At 64.7% G+C, this 19,926-nt stretch carries 18 protein-coding genes; 8 read left to right on the top strand and 10 right to left on the bottom strand.

The genetic code is table 11. The features are described 5' to 3' along the window. Window positions 1-42 precede the first annotated feature (42 nt). The 4 genes from ACWGS8_RS04260 to ACWGS8_RS04245 all read right to left on the bottom strand — a co-directional run bounded on the left by ACWGS8_RS04260 (window position 43) and on the right by ACWGS8_RS04245 (window position 5,239). On the bottom strand, window positions 43-627 hold the full coding sequence (locus ACWGS8_RS04260) for a sarcosine oxidase subunit gamma (RefSeq protein WP_454579739.1): 585 nt from the start codon (window positions 625-627) through the stop codon (window positions 43-45). Next, window positions 620-3,628, bottom strand: a complete 3,009-nt coding sequence (locus ACWGS8_RS04255; RefSeq protein ID WP_454579738.1) for a sarcosine oxidase subunit alpha — start codon at window positions 3,626-3,628, stop codon at window positions 620-622. The genes ACWGS8_RS04260 and ACWGS8_RS04255 overlap by 8 nt, the downstream gene beginning before the upstream one ends. Further along, window positions 3,625-3,921: a sarcosine oxidase subunit delta gene (locus ACWGS8_RS04250; RefSeq protein ID WP_199643718.1), complete on the bottom strand. Its 297-nt coding sequence runs from the start codon at window positions 3,919-3,921 to the stop codon at window positions 3,625-3,627. Before ACWGS8_RS04250 ends, ACWGS8_RS04255 begins: the two co-directional genes overlap by 4 nt. 64 nt (window positions 3,922-3,985) lie before the next feature. Beyond that, on the bottom strand, window positions 3,986-5,239 hold the full coding sequence (locus ACWGS8_RS04245) for a sarcosine oxidase subunit beta (protein ID WP_023778582.1): 1,254 nt from the start codon (window positions 5,237-5,239) through the stop codon (window positions 3,986-3,988). Between the two features lie 216 nt (window positions 5,240-5,455). Here ACWGS8_RS04245 and ACWGS8_RS04240 point away from each other — a divergent pair, with 216 nt between their 5' ends. The 8 genes from ACWGS8_RS04240 to ACWGS8_RS04205 all read left to right on the top strand — a co-directional run bounded on the left by ACWGS8_RS04240 (window position 5,456) and on the right by ACWGS8_RS04205 (window position 11,835). Next, window positions 5,456-5,824, top strand: coding sequence for a YrdB family protein (locus tag ACWGS8_RS04240; RefSeq protein ID WP_454579737.1), 369 nt, complete (start codon window positions 5,456-5,458; stop codon window positions 5,822-5,824). 109 nt (window positions 5,825-5,933) lie between these two features. After that, window positions 5,934-6,692, top strand: coding sequence for an SDR family oxidoreductase (locus ACWGS8_RS04235; RefSeq protein ID WP_454579736.1), 759 nt, complete (start codon window positions 5,934-5,936; stop codon window positions 6,690-6,692). A 109-nt stretch (window positions 6,693-6,801) separates the two neighbouring features. Beyond that, entirely contained in the window at window positions 6,802-7,188 is a 387-nt protein-coding gene (locus ACWGS8_RS04230; RefSeq protein WP_454579735.1) for an SET domain-containing protein, read from the top strand. A 176-nt stretch (window positions 7,189-7,364) separates the two neighbouring features. Then, on the top strand, window positions 7,365-7,631 hold the full coding sequence (gene rpsU / locus ACWGS8_RS04225; protein ID WP_027056687.1) for a 30S ribosomal protein S21: 267 nt from the start codon (window positions 7,365-7,367) through the stop codon (window positions 7,629-7,631). A 144-nt stretch (window positions 7,632-7,775) separates the two neighbouring features. After that, window positions 7,776-8,618, top strand: coding sequence for a tetratricopeptide repeat protein (locus tag ACWGS8_RS04220; RefSeq protein WP_454579734.1), 843 nt, complete (start codon window positions 7,776-7,778; stop codon window positions 8,616-8,618). Between the two features lie 209 nt (window positions 8,619-8,827). Then, window positions 8,828-9,304 (top strand): DUF992 domain-containing protein, encoded by a 477-nt coding sequence (locus ACWGS8_RS04215; protein WP_454579733.1) that lies wholly within the window; start codon window positions 8,828-8,830, stop codon window positions 9,302-9,304. Between the two features lie 185 nt (window positions 9,305-9,489). Further along, window positions 9,490-9,972 carry a DUF992 domain-containing protein gene (locus ACWGS8_RS04210; RefSeq protein ID WP_454579732.1) on the top strand — a complete coding sequence of 161 codons (483 nt, stop codon included), beginning with the start codon at window positions 9,490-9,492 and terminating at the stop codon, window positions 9,970-9,972. Window positions 9,973-10,398: 426 nt separating this feature from the next. After that, on the top strand, window positions 10,399-11,835 hold the full coding sequence (locus ACWGS8_RS04205; protein WP_454579731.1) for an MFS transporter: 1,437 nt from the start codon (window positions 10,399-10,401) through the stop codon (window positions 11,833-11,835). Window positions 11,836-11,861: 26 nt separating this feature from the next. On the opposite strand, the gene ACWGS8_RS04200 is transcribed toward ACWGS8_RS04205, so the two are convergent. The 6 genes from ACWGS8_RS04200 to kdpA are packed head-to-tail and all read right to left on the bottom strand — an operon-like array spanning window position 11,862 to window position 19,914. Next, on the bottom strand, window positions 11,862-12,551 hold the full coding sequence (locus ACWGS8_RS04200; protein ID WP_454579730.1) for a response regulator transcription factor: 690 nt from the start codon (window positions 12,549-12,551) through the stop codon (window positions 11,862-11,864). Further along, window positions 12,548-15,271, bottom strand: a complete 2,724-nt coding sequence (locus ACWGS8_RS04195; RefSeq protein WP_454579729.1) for a DUF4118 domain-containing protein — start codon at window positions 15,269-15,271, stop codon at window positions 12,548-12,550. Before ACWGS8_RS04195 ends, ACWGS8_RS04200 begins: the two co-directional genes overlap by 4 nt. Window positions 15,272-15,328: 57 nt before the next feature. Then, complete coding sequence (gene kdpC, locus ACWGS8_RS04190) at window positions 15,329-15,892, bottom strand: potassium-transporting ATPase subunit KdpC (protein ID WP_454579728.1); 564 nt, start codon at window positions 15,890-15,892, stop codon at window positions 15,329-15,331. Window positions 15,893-15,903: 11 nt separating this feature from the next. Further along, window positions 15,904-17,997, bottom strand: coding sequence for a potassium-transporting ATPase subunit KdpB (gene kdpB / locus ACWGS8_RS04185; protein ID WP_454579727.1), 2,094 nt, complete (start codon window positions 17,995-17,997; stop codon window positions 15,904-15,906). After that, complete coding sequence (locus ACWGS8_RS04180) at window positions 17,994-18,227, bottom strand: hypothetical protein (protein WP_454579726.1); 234 nt, start codon at window positions 18,225-18,227, stop codon at window positions 17,994-17,996. Before ACWGS8_RS04180 ends, kdpB begins: the two co-directional genes overlap by 4 nt. Beyond that, complete coding sequence (gene kdpA / locus ACWGS8_RS04175; protein ID WP_454579725.1) at window positions 18,211-19,914, bottom strand: potassium-transporting ATPase subunit KdpA; 1,704 nt, start codon at window positions 19,912-19,914, stop codon at window positions 18,211-18,213. Before kdpA ends, ACWGS8_RS04180 begins: the two co-directional genes overlap by 17 nt. Between the last annotated feature and the right edge of the window lie 12 nt (window positions 19,915-19,926).

Raw genomic sequence — 19,926 nt, 5'->3', positions numbered from 1 at the left:
CCTGTTGCCGCACAACGAACGCGGGCGGCAAAACGTTCCGGGTCAGCCAGCCGCGTCGCGGGCTCCCTCGGACAGGAAAGTAAAGACATAGTCCGAGAACGAACGCCAGCACTCGACCCGGAAGGCGTCGTCCGATGTGCGCAACAGCACGATCTCGGCTTTGCCGAGGATGGTGCGCGAAGCCGCGCCCGCCGGGAAGGCGTCGAGCGACAGGTCCTGCGGGCAGCCCGAATTGATCGCGGCTTCGGCCGCCGGACCGATGACGGAGATCGCGATGTTCCGGTGTGAGATGCCGACGGCCGAATGCAGCGCGGTAACCCCTGCACAATCGGCGAGCGGATCATTTCCGCCCTCGTCGATGACAAGCCACTCGTCGGGGCCGAGCCACAGAGCGGTGCGCCCGCCCTTCGACGCGGATGTCTTCGGCTTCTTCGGCAAGGTCAGGCCAAGCGCCTTGGAAAGCGCCGCGACCGAAGCTTCCGGGGCGCGCAGGGAGATGCGCTCAGCCGGCGGCAGCACTTCAACCTTCACGCCGGTCGCTGTCGTACTGCGTCCAGCCAATGCCGGACGGCGGTCGACCGAAGGCGATGCGGCCGCAGCCGTCTTCTTTGCAGCAGCCTTAGCCATTGAGGCGGCCTCCCGTCTCGTCGAAGAACACCATGCCGGTAACCTCCACTTCGATCACCCCGTTCGGCATCGGCACATAGAGCGTCTCGCCCATCCGGTCGCGGCCGCCGGCGACCAGCGCCAGCGCGATGGAACGGCCGCAATTCTGCGACCAGTAGCTGGACGTCACGTGGCCGATCATCTTCATCGGGATTGCCTGCTTCGGATCGGCGACGATCTGCGCGCCCTCTTCCAGCACCACCTTCGGGTCCTTGGTCTTGAGGCCGACCAGTTGCTTGCGGCCCTTGGCGACCAGGTCGGGCCTTACCATGCCGCGGATGCCGACGAAGTCGGTCTTCTTCTTGCCGACCGCCCAGTCGAGACCGGCGTCGTTCGGCGTCACCGTGCCGTCCGTGTCCTGGCCGACGATGATGTAGCCCTTCTCGGCGCGCAGCACGTGCATGGTTTCAGTGCCATAGGCGGTGGCGCCATGCTTCTGACCCTCGGCCCACAGCGCTTCCCAGACGGCCTGGCCGTAATCGGCCGGCACGTTGACCTCGAAGCCGCGCTCGCCGGTGAACGACATGCGGAACAGCCTTGTCGGCACGCCGCAGATCTTGCCTTCGCGCACCGACATGTGCGGCAGCGCCTCGTCGGACATGTCTATGCCTTCGACCAGCGGTGCGATGATGTCGCGGGACTTCGGCCCCTGCACCGCGATGACCGCCCACTGTTCGGTGATCGAGGTCAGCCAGACATTGAGATGCGGGAACTCGGTCTGGAGATAGTCTTCCATGTGGTTCATGACGCGCGGCGCGCCGCCCGTCGTCGTCGTCACATGGAAGCGGTCCGGCGCCAGCCGGCCGACGACGCCGTCATCATAGATGAAGCCGTCCTCGCGCAGCATGATGCCGTAGCGGCAGCGGCCCGGCTCCAGCTTCTCCCATGGATTGGTGTAGAGCAGCTCCATGAACTTGGCCGCATCCGGCCCGACCACCTCGATCTTGCCGAGCGTCGAGGCATCGAACAGGCCGGCCGTGGTGCGGACCGCGACGCATTCGCGGTCGACCGCCGCATGCATGTCTTCGCCGGGTTTCGGGAAATACCAGGCGCGCTTCCACTGGCCGACATCCTCGAAGACCGCGCCTTGCGCTTCGGCCCAGGGATGCATCGCCGTCTTGCGCGTCGGGTCGAACAGCGGCCCGCGCGCATGGCTGACGATCGCCCCGAAGGTGACCGGCGTGTAGGGCGCGCGGAAGGTCGTCAGGCCGACCTCGGGGATCGGCTTGCCCAGCGTCTCCGCGGCGATCGCCAGGCCGTGCATGTTGGAGGTCTTGCCCTGGTCGGTCGCCATGCCGTTGGTGGTGAAGCGCTTGACGTGCTCGATCGAGCGCATGCCTTCATGCACCGCCTGGCGGATGTCCTTGGCGGTGACGTCGTTCTGGAAGTCGACGAAGGCCTTCACCGTCGTGTCCGGGCCGGCGCCGGGCCCGGCGCCCAGCATTCCGCGCGACCAGCTTTCCGAGGCGTCGACCTTCGGCTTCGATCCCTTGGCGGTCTTCGCGCCATAGTCCCTGGCATTGGCATCCTTGGCTGCCTTGGCGCCAGCCGTATAGGCCTCGTCCACCGTGGCCGACAAGCCGTCCGTGCCGTTGCAGGCGCCGACGGAAACGCAGTCCTGCGCGTAGGTGCCCGGCACGAAGCGCTTGGTCTCGTCGTTGAAGGCGACCTTGCCGCGCGACTGCGAGAACAGATGCACCGATGGTGTCCAGCCGGCCGACATCAGGATCGCATCGACTGGAATGGTGCGCTCGCCGCCGCCATTCTTCGGCTGCACGGTCATCGACGAAACCCGCAATTTGCCGCCGGCGCGGATCACCGCGCGGCCGAAATTGATCTCGATGCCGAGTGCCCGCGCCTCGTCGATCACGGGACCGGTCGGGTTGTCGCGCAGATCGACGATCGCCGCGATGTTGACGCCGGCCTTCTTCAGGTCGATCGCCGCCGCATAGGCTGAATCATTGGCTGTGTAGACGCCGACATTCCTGCCGACCGCCACGCCATAGTGGTTGAGGAAGGTGCGCGCCGCGCCCGCCAGCATGATGCCCGGCCGATCGTTGTTGGCGAACACCATGTGGCGCTCGATGGCGCCGGAGGCCAGCACGACGCGCTTGGCGCGCACTTGCCAAAGCCGCTCGCGTGGCAGGTCGTGGCCGGGAGCCTTCAAATGGTCGCTGACGCGCTCGACCAGGCCAACGAAATTCTGCGCGTAGTAACCGAAGGCCGTGGTGCGCGAAAGCACACGGACATTATCCAGGGCTGCGAGCTTCGCGATCGCCGCTTGCGCCCAGACGAAACCGTCCTGGCCGTCGATTTTCGCACCCGTCTCGAAACGCAGGCTGCCGCCGAATTCGGCCTGCTCGTCGACGAGGATAACGCGCACGCCGGTCTCGGCCGCCGCCAAGGCCGCCGCGAGGCCGGCCGCACCGCCGCCCAGCACCAGCACGTCGCAATGGGCGTAGCGCGAGGAATAATGGTCGGGATCGGGCTTGTCGGGCGAAACGCCAAGGCCGGCGGCTTCGCGGATTTTCGGTTCGTAGAGGCTTTTCCAGGCCGCCTTCGGCCACATGAAGGTCTTGTAGTAGAAGCCGGCCGAGAACATCGGCGATGCCAGGTCGTTGACCGCGCCGACGTCGAACGACAGCGACGGCCAGCGGTTCTGCGAGTTGGCGGCGAGCCCGTCATAGAGCTCCTGCACGGTGGCACGCACATTCGGCGTCTTGCGCGCGTCGTCGCGTACGATCTGCACCAGCGCATTGGGTTCTTCCGCGCCCGCCGACAGGAAGCCGCGCGGACGGTGGTACTTGAACGAGCGGCCGACCAGATGCACGCCATTGGCCAGCAGTGCGGACGCCAGCGTGTCGCCCTCGATGCCGGTATAGGACTGGCCGTCGAAGCTGAACCGCGCGGTCTTGGCCTGGCTGAGGCGACCGGCTCTCGGGATGCGGAACGCGCCGCTCATTTGGCAACTCCCGGCAACTTGGCGGGTTTTGGTTCGCCGGCCTTGTAGGTCATGACGAACTTGTCGGTGACGGTGTCGCGCACCGCGTTGAAGAAGCGCGCGCAGCCATGCATGTGCCGCCAGCGCTCATAGATGATGCCCTTGGGGTTGGAACGGATGAAGAAGAACTTTTCGAAATCGTCGTCGCTCTCGCCTGATATATTCGCCGAGCGCGCAATGTGCGCCTCGCCGGCGTTGCGGAATTCGAGCTCCGGGCGCTCTTCCTCGCAATAGGGGCAGCGGATGAGAAGCATTCTGTTTGTTCCTACAATTCGCCGTGGCCGAAGGCCGGTTGCTCGCAAAGCCTCTCGACAGCCATCAGTGCGCCACTGCCGCCGCCGCCGCCTCGTCGATGAGCCGGCCGGTGCGGAAGCGCTCGATGGTGAAGGGCGCGTTGATCGGATGCGGATCGTCCTTGGCGATGGTGTGGGCAAAGACATGGCCCGAACCGGGCGTCGCCTTGAAGCCGCCCGTGCCCCAGCCGCAATTGACATAGAGGCCGGGCACCGGCGTCTTGGCCAGGATCGGCGAGCGGTCGGGCGTCACGTCGACGATGCCGCCCCAGGAGCGCAGCATCTTCATGCGCGTGAAGATCGGGAACATCTCGCAAATGGCGTCCAGCGTATGCTGCAAGATGTGCAGGCCACCGGTCTGCGAATAGGAGACATACTGGTCGGTGCCGGCGCCGATCACCAGCTCGCCCTTGTCGGACTGCGAGATATAGGCGTGCACCGTGTTGGACATGACCACGCATGGCACCACCGGCTTGACCGGCTCCGACACCAGCGCCTGCAGCGGATAGCTTTCCAGCGGCATGCGCACGCCGGCCATGTTCATGATGACCGAGGAATGGCCGGCGGCAACCACGCCGACCTTCTTGGCGCCGATGAAGCCGCGCGTCGTGTCGACACCCATGACCGCGCCATTGGCGGCGCGCTTGACGCCGGTGACCTCGCAATTCTGGATGATGTGGACGCCGCGCGCCGAAGCGCCGCGCGCATAGCCCCAAGCGACCGCGTCATGGCGCGCCGTGCCGCCGCGCCGCTGCAGCGCCGCGCCGACGACAGGATAGCGCGCATCCCTGGAGATGTTGAGCGGCGGGCAGAATTCCTTCGCCTGCTCCGGCGACAGCCATTCATTGTCGATGCCGTTCAGCCGGTTGGCGTGGACATGGCGCTTCAGCACCTGGATGTCGTGCACATTGTGGGCGAGCATCATGACGCCGCGCGCCGAATACATGACGTTGTAGTTGAGCTCCTGACTGAGCCCGTCCCACAGCTTCAGCGCATGGTCGTAAATGCCGGCGCTCTCGTCATAGAGATAGTTGGAGCGGATGATGGTGGTGTTGCGGCCGGTGTTGCCACCGCCGAGCCAGCCCTTTTCCAGCACCGCGACATTGGTGATGCCGTGCACCGTGGCAAGATAATAGGCGGTGGCCAGCCCATGGCCGCCCGCACCGACGATGATGACGTCGTATTCCTTCTTGGGCTCGGGCGAGGACCATTGTTCCTCCCAGCCCTTGTGGCCGCGCATGGCCTCGCGGGCGATGGCGAATACCGAATATTTTTTCAACGTCCCAGCCTCGCGCCAACGGATCTCGCGGATTGCAGCCGGGCGTTTGTTCGGCCCGGCGCGCGAGGTGTATCACTAGCGAAACAGCGCTTCCACCCTTGCGCTGTTTGCGACGGCGCTTGCCGTTTTGCGCCACGACGAAAAAGACCTGGTGCGGGCTGGCTGCCCTGGTCGCGTTCAGCCACATTATCTGTCGTGCGATTCTGGAGGACGAATATGGGCAATGCCTGGTGGAATCTGACATTGCGCTTCCTGCTGGAGCTCGCCGCCCTGCTCGGTCTCGGCATTGCCGGCTGGCACTTCTCCGACGGATGGTGGCGCTGGGTCCTCGCTTTGGCCTCGCCGCTCGTTGCGGCAGTGCTGTGGGGTACTTTCGCGGTGCTCAACGACCCAAGCCGGTCGGGCCGCGCACCGGTGCCGGTTCCGGGCACGGTGCGGCTGGCCCTCGAACTGGTCATCCTGTTCGGCGGCGCTGCCGGCTTCTATGCCGCGGGTCACACGACCACGGGAATCGTCATCGCGCTCCTCATCGCCATCAGCTACGCATTTTCGCTCGACCGGCTCGGCTGGCTGCTGAAGCAATAGTTCAGGACGACGCGGCCTTCGCAGGTATCGGGTGGCTCCGACCGACCCCATCTGCGACCAGACATCCCGATTGCCGCCGAGACCGGCGCGAAAAACAGGGATGCAAAAGATGCTCGCACTTGCCAACAAGATCGCCATCGTCACAGGCGCCAGTTCCGGCATCGGCCGCGCCACGGCAAAACTCTTCGCCGAGGAGGGCGCGAAGCTCGTTGTCGCAGCCCGCCGCCAGGCCGAGCTCGATACGCTTGTCGCCGAAATATCGGACGCGGGAGGCACGGCCATCGCGCTTGCCGGCGACGTCAGGGACGAAGCCTATGCGAAGGCACTTGTCGATCTGGCGGTCGAAAGCTTCGGCGGCCTCGACATCGCCTTCAACAATGCTGGCGCCGTCGGCTTGATGGCACCCCTGCCCGACATGATGCCGGCGGCATGGCACGAGACGATGGACATCAATCTGACCAGCGCCTTTCTTGGCGCAAAATACCAGATACCGGCCATGCTGGAGCGCGGCGGCGGCTCGCTGATCTTCACCTCGAGTTTTGTCGGCTACACTGCCGGCATGCCGGGCATGGCCGCCTACGCCGCCGCCAAGGCCGGCCTGATCGGCTTGACCCAGGTTCTGGCCGCCGAATACGGGCCGAAAGGCCTGCGCGTCAACGCATTGCTGCCGGGCGGCACCGACACTCCGGGCGCAACGACAACGACGCCCGAAGCCCGCGCTTTCGTTGAGGGTATCCATGCGCTGAAGCGAATGGCGCAGCCGCGGGAGATTGCCCGTTCGGCGCTTTACCTCGCCTCCGACGCCTCGAGCTTCACCACGGGAACCGCGCTGTTCGCCGACGGCGGCGTCTCGATCAACCGGACGTGAAGGTTTTTTGCGGCGAAAGGGTCGGTTCGCCGCTTTGACGCAGGCAGCCGGTCTTGCTTTTTCCTTGCGATTTGGCGATTCCGTTTCTGTCGAAACGGGTCCCTAAACCATGATGCTGATCCGAACCTATGTGGCCGCGAGCGCGATCGAGGGCGTCGGCATGTTCGCCGCCGAGCCGATCCGGAACGGCGCCTCGATCTGGCGGCTTGATCCGGATTTCGACCGGCTGATCCCGATGGACAAATACGAGGCCGCACCCCAGCCTCTGAAGGAATTGCTCGACCGCTATGCCTATCCGAGCCCGGATCGGCCGGGCTTCATGGTCTATGAGGTCGACAATGGCCGCTTCATGAACCATTCGGCGACGCCGAACACCGATTTTTCGCAGTATGGCGGCGCCACCGCGACCCGCGACATTGCCGCCGGCGAAGAGATCACTTGTGACTACGGCGAATTCTTCGAGGATTTCGAGCGGCTGCACCTGGCCACGGCCTAGTTGGCGCCCTATCTCGGGGCGACCCTGGCAATTTGGCAGACGTCCTGCATTTCGACTGTGGACAGCGCGGCCCGATTCTGCTATCAGCCGCCACAATTCGTGGTGTCGACCGCCGCGGAGGCTAGTGGCTATGGCTACTTGCCTGTTGATATCAAACCCGAAAGACAGGATTGCCCGTGCAGGTACTCGTCCGCGACAATAACGTTGATCAGGCGCTTCGCGCGCTCAAGAAGAAGATGCAGCGCGAAGGCATTTTCCGCGAAATGAAGATGCGCGGTCACTACGAGAAGCCGTCCGAGAAGCGCGCCCGTGAAAAGGCCGAGGCCGTGCGCCGCGCCCGCAAGCTGGCCCGCAAGCGCGCCCAGCGCGAAGGCCTGCTGCCGATGACCCCGCGTCCGGTGCCTGCCGGTGGTGCTGCCGGCGCAGCGCGTCCGCCGCGCTGATTATCGCCAATATTTCGTCCTTTTCGAAGGATACCAAGGTGGCGCGATGCGGAATCGCCGCCACCTTTTTATTTTGATTGTGACCCGGTCCGGAGAGGGGATCCGGACCTGAGCGACGCGGCTTGAAGTGAGGACAGGGCAGACATGAACGCAATGAGCGTGGAGCGTGGGACCGCATTGCGTGGTTTCGCCCTGACGGCAGCCCTGTTTTCCGGATTGGTGCTGGCCGGCTGCCAGACATCGGGCCCGACCGGCGAGTTCAACAACATCGACAAGGCGCAGGGATCGAGCGAGAACATTTCCTCGCTTTCGGCGGTCATCCAGCGCAATCCGCAGGATCCCGAAGGCTACAATGTGCGCGGCTCGGCCTATGGCCGCGGCGGCCAGTACCAGGCAGCGCTCAAGGACTTCAACCAGGCCATCCAGCTCAATGCGAATTTCTACCAGGCCTATTCCAACCGCGCGCTCATCCAGCGCTTCCTCGGCAACCAGGAAGCCGCTCTCGCGGACTACAACCGCTCGATCCAGATCAACGGCAATTATGACGCCGCCTATATCGGCCGCGGCAATCTTTACCGCAAGGCGGGCCGCACCCAGGACGCCTTCAACGATTTCCAGAAGGCGATCCAGCTCGATACGACGGACGCCCGCGCGTACCACAATCGCGGCCTGATCTATCAGAGCCAGGGCCAGCACAAATTCGCCATCGAGGATTTCTCGACCGCCATATCGCTGGCGCCGGATGCCGCCGAGCCCTACAACGGCCGCGGCCTTTCCTATCTGGCGACGGGCGACGAGGACAACGCCTTCTCCGACTTCAACATGGCCATCAAGCTCGACGGCAAGAACGCCGAGGCATGGGCCAACCAGGCGCTGATCTACGAAAAGCGCGGCGACAAGGCCAAGGCTGCGAAATCCTATAAGGAAGCCGTCCGCCTCAACCCCAATTACCAGCCTGCCAAGGACGGCCTCGCCCGCGTCAGCTGATATCGGCTTTAGCGGATCCGGCTAAGCCTTATGGTGACGTTGGCGTGTCCGAAAGGACACGCGGCGCTGAACATCGCCGCCGATCCGGCAACCGCGCGTTAACCCCTGCAGCAAGCCGTTGACCCTTGCCTTGTTCGCGCCAAGTTTTCAGCGGAACGGTCTGGCCATTCAAGCCGTTGTTTCCAGGCGATTTGCGAAAGGACCCTCCCATGATCAAGAAACTCGTCTGCGCCGCTGCCCTTGCCACGACCGTGTTCGCTGCCGCCCCGGCCAGCGCCGGCAAGCTGCAGCTCGGCACGCTCGACTGCACCATCGACGGCGGCACCGCTTACATCGTCGCCTCCAACAAGGGCGTGTCCTGCGTCTTCCGTCCCTACCACCACGGCCCATCGGAGATTTACACCGGCGTCATCTCCAAGATCGGTGTCGATCTCGGCCAGACGCATCAGGGCCAGCTCGTCTGGGCGGTTCTTGCCGCGACCCGTGACCGCGACGCGGGCGACCTTGCCGGCAGCTATTACGGCGTCAACGCCGAGGCGAGCGTCGTCACCGGCGGCGGCGCCAACGTGCTGGTCGGCGGCCTCGACAGCGCCTTCGTGCTGCAGCCGCTCAGCGTCCAGGCGCAGACCGGCGTCAATCTCGCGGTGGCCGTGACCTCGCTTCAGCTGATCCACTCGCTCAAGTGATCGAACGGAGCCACGCGCTCCTCTCTACCTTGCGGCGCGGAACCATATAGGATGGTTCCGCGCCGTTTGATTTTTCGAGCAATTCCAGGAAAAGTGTGAAACGGTTTTCCCGGGCAAAGCGCGCAGCGCTTTCCCTAGGAATCGCGTCAAAAAAGATAGAGCGGTTCCAAACCGCTCGGAACGATATGCCGAAGACAGCCACCGCCGCTGCCGTGATTGCAACCCTACTTGCCGGCGCGGCGCAGGCGCAGGACCATGGCGTCGAACTCGGCACGCTGGAATGTGCCATAGGCGGCGGCACCGGCTTCATCTTCGGCTCGACCAAGGATCTGAGCTGCACCTTCACCCCGACCGACAAGACCTTCGCGCCGGAAGCCTATTTCGGCGCCGTCAACAAATACGGCCTCGACATCGGCACGACCAAGCAGGCGGTGATGCGCTGGCTGGTGCTGACGCCGCTGAAGAACATCTACGCGCCGGGTGCGTTGGCGGGCGACTATATCGGCGCCAGCGCCGAGGTGACGGCGGCAGTCGGTGCCGGCGCCAATCTCCTGGTCGGCGGCTCCTCGCAGGCCTTCACCCTCCAGCCGCTCAGCCTGCAGACGCAGACCGGCATCAATCTCGCCATCGGCGTCAGCCAGTTCCAGCTGCGCAGCACCGAGAACTGATCGCAAGACCAGGGCCGGCCATTCACCGCTTCATCATCCTGGGGCGTAGCAAGGAGCGAAGCGACGCGGCGCAGACCTCAGGATCCATGCCGGGACTCGGAAGCGCCGCCACGGTGCAGAATTCTGCTCCGCTGAACTCCACGGCCAAGGTCGCGGCATGGATCCCAGGGTCTCCGCGACGGAGCTTCGCTCCTGCTTCGCCCAGGGATGACGAAGTTCAGGTGCTTCGGCCAATCTCGAACGTTGCGATGGTCCACCGAAACGAACCGCTTGAGCTCAACCGCGGTTGAGGTTCTACAAGCCTGCCCCGACGGGACAGCGCGTCGATGAGAAGCGCAGTCCTGCCGCGCATGGTCCTGCCGGAAAGCCTCGCTGGCTTCTGGTGCCGTGCGCCGGCATCGAGATATGCAGAAGCATAGGGTGGACATGACTGAAATCAGCACAAACAGGGTCGACTGGCGCGCATTGTGGGCGAGCGGCGACCTCGCGCGCTTCTGCTTCATCAGCCTCGGCATCCTGCTGCACGCCACCAACGAGACGATGGTGGCGACCGTCATGCCGGCCATGGTCGGCGAACTGGCCGGCGTGCAGCTCGTCGGCTGGTCATTGGCGATCTACGAGCTCGGCGCCATCGTTGCCGGTGCTGCCGCCGGGCGGCTGGTGAGCTATGTGGCACTGCGCACCAATATGGTGGTCGCGGCCCTGCTCTACGCGGCCGGAGCACTGATCTGCGCCACCTCGCCTTCCATGCAGCTGTTCCTCGCCGGCCGGCTGATCGAGGGACTGGGCGGCGGCGCGCTGGTGTCGCTGGCCTTCGTTTCGGTCGAGCGGCTGTTTTCGCGGGCCATCTGGCCGCAGCTCTTCGGCATCATGTCGGCGATTTGGGGCGTCGCGGCGTTCAGCGGCCCGTTGCTGGGCGCGCTCATGACCGAATTCCTGTCGTGGCGCTGGGCCTTCGGCGTCTTCACCCTCGGCGGCACCACCATGGCGCTGGCAAGCTTCCTCGTGCTGAACACGCCGGAGGTGAAGAAACCCAGCGCAAGCGCCGGCAAGACCCCGCCCTTCCCCTTCGCCGCCCTTGCCTGCCTTGCCGTCGCAGTGGTGCTGATCGCCTCGGCCGGTGTCGACATCGCCCTGCTGCGCTCTTCACTGCTGATCGTTCTCGGTTTGGTTGGCCTGGCGCTGTTCTTCTATATCGACGCGCAAAGGCCGCGCTCGCGACTATTCCCGGCGCGGCTGTTTTCGTGGCGCACGCCGGTCGGCGCCGGAATGACCATGGTCGCGGCCTTTTCCGTCGCGACCTGTTCCTTCGGCGTCTACGGGCCGCTGCTTTTGACCAGCCTGCACGACATTCCGCTCTTGACCACCGGCTACATCATCGCCGCCGAATCGATTGCCTGGTCGATCCTGTCGATCCTCGTCGCCAACGCGCCGCCGCGGCGTGAACGGCTGATCATTGTCACCGGTGCGCTGATGATCGCGGCGGGCATCGGCGGCTTTGCCTATACGATACCCCTGGGCTCCATCCCGCTGATCCTTGCATGCGCCTTGTTGCAGGGCGGCGGCTTCGGCATTGCCTGGCCGTTCCTGAACCGCGTCATCGTCGCCTCCGCCCCGGACGACGAGCAGACCATTGCTTCCGCCGCGGTGCCAACCATGCAGCGCATCGGCTATGCCGTGGGTGCAGCCCTTGCCGGCATCGTCGCCAATGCCAGCGGTTTCTCGCAAGGCTTGAACCACGACGCGGCGGCCAATGTCGCGAGCTGGCTGTTTCTTGCCTTCGTGCCGCTCGGCATCCTCGGCTGTCTCGCCGCCTTGCGAACGTCGGCAGCCGCAAACCGGCCGCTGGAAGCCGTCGGCTGACGCAGGTTCAATTCGAGAGCGCTGTCTCAGTCGACGCGCAGCCTATAGCCGACACCGGTCTCGGTGGTGATGTAGCGCGGCTGGTCGGGGGTCTTCTCGATCTTCTGCCGGAGCTGCCTGACATAGACCCGGAGATACTGGACGTCGGTCGAATCATCCCAGATCTGCTTCAGGATGAAATGGTGGGTCAGCACCTTGCCGGCATGCTGCACCAGGATGCGCAATATGTCATATTCCTTTGGCGAGAGTTTTATCTCCTTGCCCTCAACCTTGACGATGCGCTTGACCAGGTCGACGCTGAGATCGCCGCTCTGGAAAACCGGCTTCTCGCCCTGTTGCTGGAACTTGTGCCGCAACGCCACACGGATGCGCGCCACCAGTTCGTTCATACCGAACGGCTTGGTGACATAATCGTCGGCGCCGAGTTCGAGCGCATTGACGATGCCGGCCTCGTCGGTACGGCTGGAGAGGATGACGACGGGAATGTCGAGGCCCTCGTCCCGCCATTTGCGCAGGAGCTCATGGCCGCCCATGCCCGGCAGGCCAAGGTCGAGCAGCACCAGATCCGGCTTTTCCTGTTCCATCAGCTCGATCGCCACCTTGGCGTTCGGCGCCTCGCTGACCGCATAGCCCTGGCTGCCAAGGCCGACCCGAAGCAGCTTGCGGATCGGCGGCTCGTCATCGACAACCAGTATCCTGACATTCGAATTTGTCATGAAGGCCGATCCACACTGGTCTCTTCGCCGATATCGGGCGCTTCAGTCAGCACCGGCATCCTGATGGTGAACGCGGCGCCTTGGCGGTCGGTCCGGTTGGCGGCCGAGATGGTGCCGCCCATCGATTCGACAAAGCCGCGGCAGATCGACAGGCCAAGGCCGGTGCCGGCGCGCACCTGATCGCCCTTGCGCACCCGATAAAACGTGTCGAACACGCGTTCCAGATCATGCGCCGGAATGCCCGGCCCCTCATCCATGATCTGCACGATGACGGACCCATTGTCGGCCCATCCCTGCACGCGGATCGTCGAGCCGGGCGGCGAATATTTCGACGCATTGTCAAGAAGGTTGAACAGAACCTGCTCGAACAGCACGGGATCGAGCTTCAGCATCGGCAGGTCAGGCGGAATATCGACCTCGATCTTGTGTTCGCTGGTGATCTTGCGGGCGCGGTTGAGCGCCGTGCCGACAATATCGCCGACATAATGCAGGGCATAGTTCGGCTCCATTGCCCCGGACTCGATCTTGGTCATGTCGAGCAGATTGGCGATGAAGCGGTTCAGCCGTTCCGATTCGTCGATCACCGTCGACAGCAGCTCCACCCGGTCCTGTTCCGGCAGATCCGGCGCGAATTCCTTGAGCGTGCCGGCCGCTCCCATGATGGCCGAGAGTGGCGTTTTCAGATCATGCGAAATCGAGGTCAGCAGGGCCGAGCGCAGCCGGTCGGCTTCGGCCGCGAGCTTGGCGCGATCGACGTCGGCGACCAATTGGATGCGTTCGATCGCCACCGCCGCCTGGTCGGCCAGCGCGTCGAGCAGGCGCTGCTGCTCGGGCGTCAGCAGCGGGCCCTGCCTGTCATTGTCGAGGCCGACCACACCGATCGCCGTGCGCCCTGTCCGTAACGGCAGATAAAGACGCTTGGCGCCTGGCAGCGTGTCGGCGCCGCGCCCGGCGGCGCGGTTGTGCTCCCAGGCCCAGCGGGCAGCGGCGATGTCGGCCTCGGCCAGCGTATCGTCCGGCGGATAGCCTGCCTTGACGGTGATGGTGCCGTCTTCGGGCAGAAGCAGCACCACGCGCAGCTTCAGCATCGAGGCGATCTGGAAGGCGGTGGCCCACAGCACATCGTCGAGCGTGCCGGCGCCGGCGAGCTTCTTGGAGAAGAGGTAGATGTCCTCGGTGGCCCGCGCCCGCGAGCGGGCGGCGACGGCCTGGCGCTGCATGCGCGCCGTCAGGTTGGAAGCGATGACGGCAACGACCAGGAACACACCAAGCGCGACAATGCTCTCCGGATCCCGGATCGTCAGCGTATAGCGCGGCTCCAGGAAGAAATAGTTGAAGGCCAGGGCACTGACGACGCAGGCATACAGAGCCGGCCAGAGACCACCGGTGACCGCTGACGTCAGCACACCGATGAGGAAGATGATCGCGAGGTTTCGAACGTCGAGAAACTGGTCGAGCAGGACGGCAAAGGCGAGCGAGCCGGCGACAAAACCAGTGGCCTTGAGATAGGGCCAGACCTGGAACTGCTTCTGCTCGGCCGCCGCCTTGACCCTTCTCGAGGCCGCTTCGGCATCCCGCTCGGTCCCCGAAATAACGTGGACGCTGATGTCGCCGGCATTGCGGATCAGATCATAGGTGAGCGAGCCCTCGATCAGTTCGCGCCAGCGCGACCGGGTCGGCCTGCCGACCACGATATGGGTGAAATTGTTCGCCGTCGCATGGCGCACAATGTCCTGCGCGACGCTCTGGCCGGGAATGGTGGTCACCTCGGCGCCGAGCTGCTCGGCAAGGCGCATCAGCGTGGCGAGCCGGTCCTTGTCTTCCTCGGACATGCCGGCCGAGCGCGGCGTATCGACATGCAGCGCCGTCCATGGCGCGCGAAGCCGGTCGGCCAGCCTGCGTGCGTAGCGGATCCGGGCCGCACCGCCCGGACGCGCGTCGACGCAGACGAGCACCCTCTCGCCCGCGGCCCATGGACCCTGGATGGCGTGGGACTGCATGTGATTGAGCAATTGCTCGTCGACGCGCTGGGCGGTGCGGCGCAGCGCCAGTTCGCGCAGCGCCGTCAGATTGCCCGACGAGAAATAATTCTCGATGGCGCGCTGCGCCGTGTTGGGGAAATAGACCTTTCCCTCTTCCAGCCGCTTGATCAGGTCGTCGGGCGTCAGGTCGATGATTTCGACATCGTCGGCCTGGTCGATGATGGAATCGGGAACCGTCTCGCGCACCCTGACCCGCGTGATCTGCGCGACGACATCGTTCAGGCTTTCGACATGCTGGATGTTGAGCGTCGTGTAGACGTCGATGCCCCGCGCCAGGATCTCCTGGACGTCGAGATAGCGCTTGGGGTGGCGGCTGCCCGGCGCGTTGGTGTGGGCAAGCTCGTCGACTAGAACCAGTGCAGGGCGCCGGGCGAGGATAGCGTCGATATCCATCTCGTCGAGGACGCGCCCCTTGTAGTCGACCTTGCGGCGCGGGATGACCTCATAGCCCTCGACCAGCGCCTGGGTTTCCCGGCGGCCATGCGTTTCGACGACGCCGATCACCACATCGATGCCGTCGGCCAGCCTGGCACGGCCCGACATCAGCATTTCATAGGTCTTGCCGACGCCCGGTGCGGCACCGAGGAAAATCCGCAGACGCCCGCGTCCCTCCCGTTCGGCATGCTCGAGCAGCGCGTCGGGGGAAGGTCGGTTTTCGTTGCTTCTGTCGTCCGGCATCAGGATCGATCATGGAGAGGTCCGGGGATGCTGTCGATCCCCGGACCTCGCCATCGCCTATTTGGCTGCGTCCAGCGCCAGGTTGAGCGCCAACACGTTGACGACGGGCTCTCCCATGAAGCCCAGGTCGCTGCTTTCGACATGACCATCAACAAGCGCCTTGACCTTGGCTTCGTCGATGCCCCTGGCCTTGGCGACGCGCGGAACCTGGAAATAGGCGGCCTCCGGGCTGATCTGCGGATCGAGGCCGCTGCCCGACGTCGTCACCAGGTCCATCGGCACAGGCTGGTTCGGGTTCTCCGCCTTCAGCTTCTCGGCATCGCCCTTGATGCGCTCGATCAGCTTGGGGTTGGTCGGGCCGAGATTGGAACCGCCGGAGGCGCCGGCGTCATAGCCATTGCCGGCGGCCGAAGGCCTGCCGTGGAAATATCTGTCGCTGGCGAAGGCCTGGCCGATCAGTTCGGAGCCGATGACCTTGCCGTCCTTCTCGATCAGGCTGCCATTGGCCTGACGCGGGAACAGCGCCTGCGCTATGCCGGTCATGCCCAGGGGATAGACCAGGCCGGTCAGCACCGTGAAGAAGACGATCATGATGATCGCGGGTCTGATTTGCTTGAGCATCGGAATGATCCTTATGCAAGGCCAAGGGCCGTGACGGCCATGTCGATTATCTTGATGCCGACGAACGGCACGATGATGCCGCCCAGGCCGTAGACGAGAAGGTTGCGGCTGAGCAGCGCACCGGCACCGATCGCCCGGTATTTGACGCCGCGCAGCGACAGCGGGATCAGCGCGATGATGATCAGCGCGTTGAAGATGATGGCCGCCAGGATGGCGCTCTGCGGCGTCGCCAGATGCATGATGTTGAGCGCCTGCAGCGGACCGGTGGTCTGGCCCGGCGCGACGTAGAAGACGGCGAACATGGCCGGGATGATGGCGAAATACTTGGCCACGTCATTGGCGATCGAGAAGGTGGTCAGCGAGCCGCGCGTCATCAGCAGCGCCTTGCCGATCTCGACGATCTCGATGAGCTTGGTCGGGTCGCTGTCGAGATCGACCATGTTGCCGGCTTCGCGCGCGGCAACCGTGCCGGTGTTCATGGCGACGCCGACATCGGCCTGGGCGAGCGCCGGCGCATCGTTGGTGCCGTCGCCGCACATGGCGACCAGTTTGCCCTTGGCCTGCTCGTCGCGGATCAGCTTCAGCTTGTCCTCGGGCGTGGCCTGGGCCAGGAAGTCATCCACTCCGGCTTCGGCCGCGATGGCGGCCGCTGTCATCGGATTGTCGCCGGTAATCATCACTGTGCGGATGCCCATCTTGCGCAGCTCGGCGAAGCGCTCGCGGATGCCGCCCTTGACGATATCCTTGAGGTGGACAATGCCGAGCAGCCGGCCGTCGCGCTCCACCGCCAGCGGCGTGCCGCCGGACTTGGCGACCTCGTCGGCGATCGCTTGTAGATCCCTGGTCGTATCGCTGTTCGGCCGCGCCGCGTGGCTGGCCACTGTCGACTGGTTGACATGGGCGAGCACGGAATCGACCGCGCCCTTGCGCACCGAGGATCCGTCAATGTCGACGCCGCTCATGCGGGTCTGCGCGGTGAAGGGCACGAAGGCGGCGTGCAATGTCGCCATGTCGCGGGCGCGGATGCCGTATTTCTCCTTGGCCAGCACGACGATCGAACGGCCCTCCGGCGTTTCGTCGGCAAGCGAGGCGAGTTGCGCCGCATCGGCCAGTTCCTGTTCGGTGACGCCCTTGACCGGGCGAAACTCGGTCGCCTGGCGGTTGCCGAGCGTAATGGTGCCTGTCTTGTCGAGCAGCAGCGTGTCGACGTCGCCGGCGGCCTCGACGGCACGGCCCGACATGGCCAGCACATTGAAGCGCACCAGGCGGTCCATGCCGGCGATGCCGATGGCCGACAGCAGCGCGCCGATGGTGGTCGGGATCAGGGTGACGAACAGCGCGACGAGCACGGTCACCGATATGTAGCCGCCGGAATAGGACGCAAAGCTCGGGATAGTGGCCGTGGCCAGCACAAAGATCAGCGTCATGCCGACGAGCAGGATGTTGAGCGCGATCTCGTTCGGCGTCTTCTGGCGCTCGGCGCCTTCGACTAGGGAAATCATGCGGTCGAGGAAAGTATGGCCGGCGGCGGCTGTGATGCGCACACGGATCCAGTCGGACAGCACCTGCGTGCCGCCAGTGACCGCCGAGCGGTCGCCGCCGGATTCGCGGATCACCGGCGCGGATTCGCCTGTTATGGCCGCTTCGTTAACCGAGGCAACGCCTTCCACCACCTCGCCGTCGGACGGGATGATGTCGCCGGCTTCGACCAGGACGATGTCGCCGACCTTCAGACTGGTGCCGGGCACGAGCTTGAACTTGCTCCTGTCCTCGCCGGCCAGGAACTTGGCCTGGGTCTCGGTGCGCGCCTTGCGCAGCGAATCCGCCTGCGCCTTGCCTCGCCCCTCGGCGACGGCCTCGGCGAAATTGGCGAACAGCACCGTGAACCACAGCCAGATGATGATCTGCAGTGTGAAGCGCAGGTCGCCGCCGCCGGCCATGAGGTCCCTGACGAACAGCACAGTCGTCAGCGCCGAGACGATGGCGACGACGAACATCACCGGGTTGCGGGCCAGCGTGCGCGGGTCGAGTTTACGGAAGGCACCGCCAATGGCGGGCCACAGGATGCGGGCATCCATGATGGCGGTTGATTTTAACTGGCTCATTTTGAAGCTCCGGCTTCAGAGTTGGTGGGCGGCACCCGGTGATTGGATGCCGAAAAGGGTGGGCCGTAGACCAGCAGCCAGATCACGATCATGACTGCCGCAATGCCCAGGAATGTGGACACGGTCGGGAAGGGAGGAGGCTTTGCCTCGCCTTCGTCGCCGGCCGGCGGCCGGGCCTTACGACGCTTGCTGCTGAACAAGGGCATGGCCGCCTCAGAAGGTTTGCCCATGGATCATCGCCAGGTGCTCGATGATCGGCCCGACGGCAAGCGCCGGGAAGAAGGTCAGGCCACCGACGATGACGATGACGCCGATCAGCAGTCCCACGAACAGCGGCCCGTCGGTCGGGAAGGTGCCTGCCGAGGCCGGCACGGTCTTCTTGGCCGCCAGCGAGCCGGCGATAGCGAGCGCCGGGATGATGACCAGGAAGCGGCCCATCAACATGCCGATGCCGATGGTGATGTTGTACCAGGGCGTGTTGCCGCTGAGGCCGCCAAAGGCCGAACCGTTGTTCGCCGCCGCCGAAGTGTAGGCATAGAGCACCTCGGAGAAGCCGTGCGGTCCGCCATTGGCCATCGAGGCTACGGCGCTCGGCAGGACGACGGCGATCGCCGTGAAGATCAGCATGGCGAGCGGCAGGCACAGGATGGCCAGCATCGCCATCTTGACCTCCTTGGCCTCGATCTTCTTGCCGAGATATTCGGGCGTGCGTCCGACCATCAGGCCGGCAACGAAGACGGCGACGACGATGAACATCAGGATGCCGTAGAAGCCGGCGCCGACGCCGCCGACGATGACCTCGCCAAGCTGCATGTTGATGAGCGGGATCATGCCGCCGAGCGCGGTGAAGCTGTCATGCATGGCGTTGACCGCACCGCAGGAAGCGGCCGTCGTGATCACGGCGAACAGCGCCGACAGAGCGATGCCGAAGCGGGTTTCCTTGCCTTCCATATTGCCGCCGCCGATGCCCAGCGCATGGACCAGCGGATTGCCCGCGGCTTCCGCCCAGTAGCAGACGGCGACGCCGGCGATGAACAGCACGCCCATGGATGCCAGGATCGCCCAGCCCTGGCGCTGGTTGCCGACCATGCGGCCGAAGACGTTGGTCAGCGCAGCACCCAGCGCGAAGATCGTCACCATCTGGATCAGGTTGGAGATGGCGTCGGGATTTTCGAACGGATGCGCCGCATTGGCGTTGAAGAAGCCGCCGCCATTGGTGCCGAGCATCTTGATGGCGACCTGCGAGGCGACCGGGCCGAGTGCGATGGTCTGCTTGGCGCCCTCCAGCGTGGTGGCGTCGACGTAAGGCCCAAGCGTCTGCGGCATGCCGAGCCAGACATAGACCAGGGTGAGCACGATACAGAGCGGCAGCAGCACGTAGAGCGTGCAGCGGGTCATATCGACCCAGAAATTGCCGATCGATTTGCCGGAGGCGCGGGCAAAACCGCGGATCAGTGCGATGGCGATGGCAATGCCGGTGGCCGCCGAAACGAAATTCTGCACCGTCAGCCCGGCCATCTGCAGGAGATACGACATCGTGCTCTCGCCACCGTAGTTCTGCCAGTTCGTGTTGGTCACGAAACTGGCGGCGGTGTTGAAGGCGAGCGCCGGGTCGACCGCGCCCATGCCGGCGGGATTGTAGGGCAGACTGCCCTGCAGGCGCTGCAGGACATAAAGCACCAGGAATCCGGCAAGGTTGAACAATAGCAAAGCCACAGCATAGGCGGTCCAGTGCTGTTCCTCGCGTTCGCTGGTGCCGCAAATGCGGTAGAGCCCGCGCTCGAGCGGGCCGAAGATCGGTGAAAGCAGCGTGCGATCGCCGTTGAAGACGCGGTGCATGTAGAAGCCAAGCGGCTTCGTCAGCAAAACGATAATCCCGCAGAAGACAAGGATCTGTATCCAACCGTTCAGTGTCATGGCTGTGGCTTT

This window comes from Mesorhizobium sp. 43Arga (assembly GCF_053714255.1).
The sequence above is the reverse complement of the archived record's forward strand: the minus strand, read 5'-3'. Positions and strand labels throughout refer to the sequence as shown.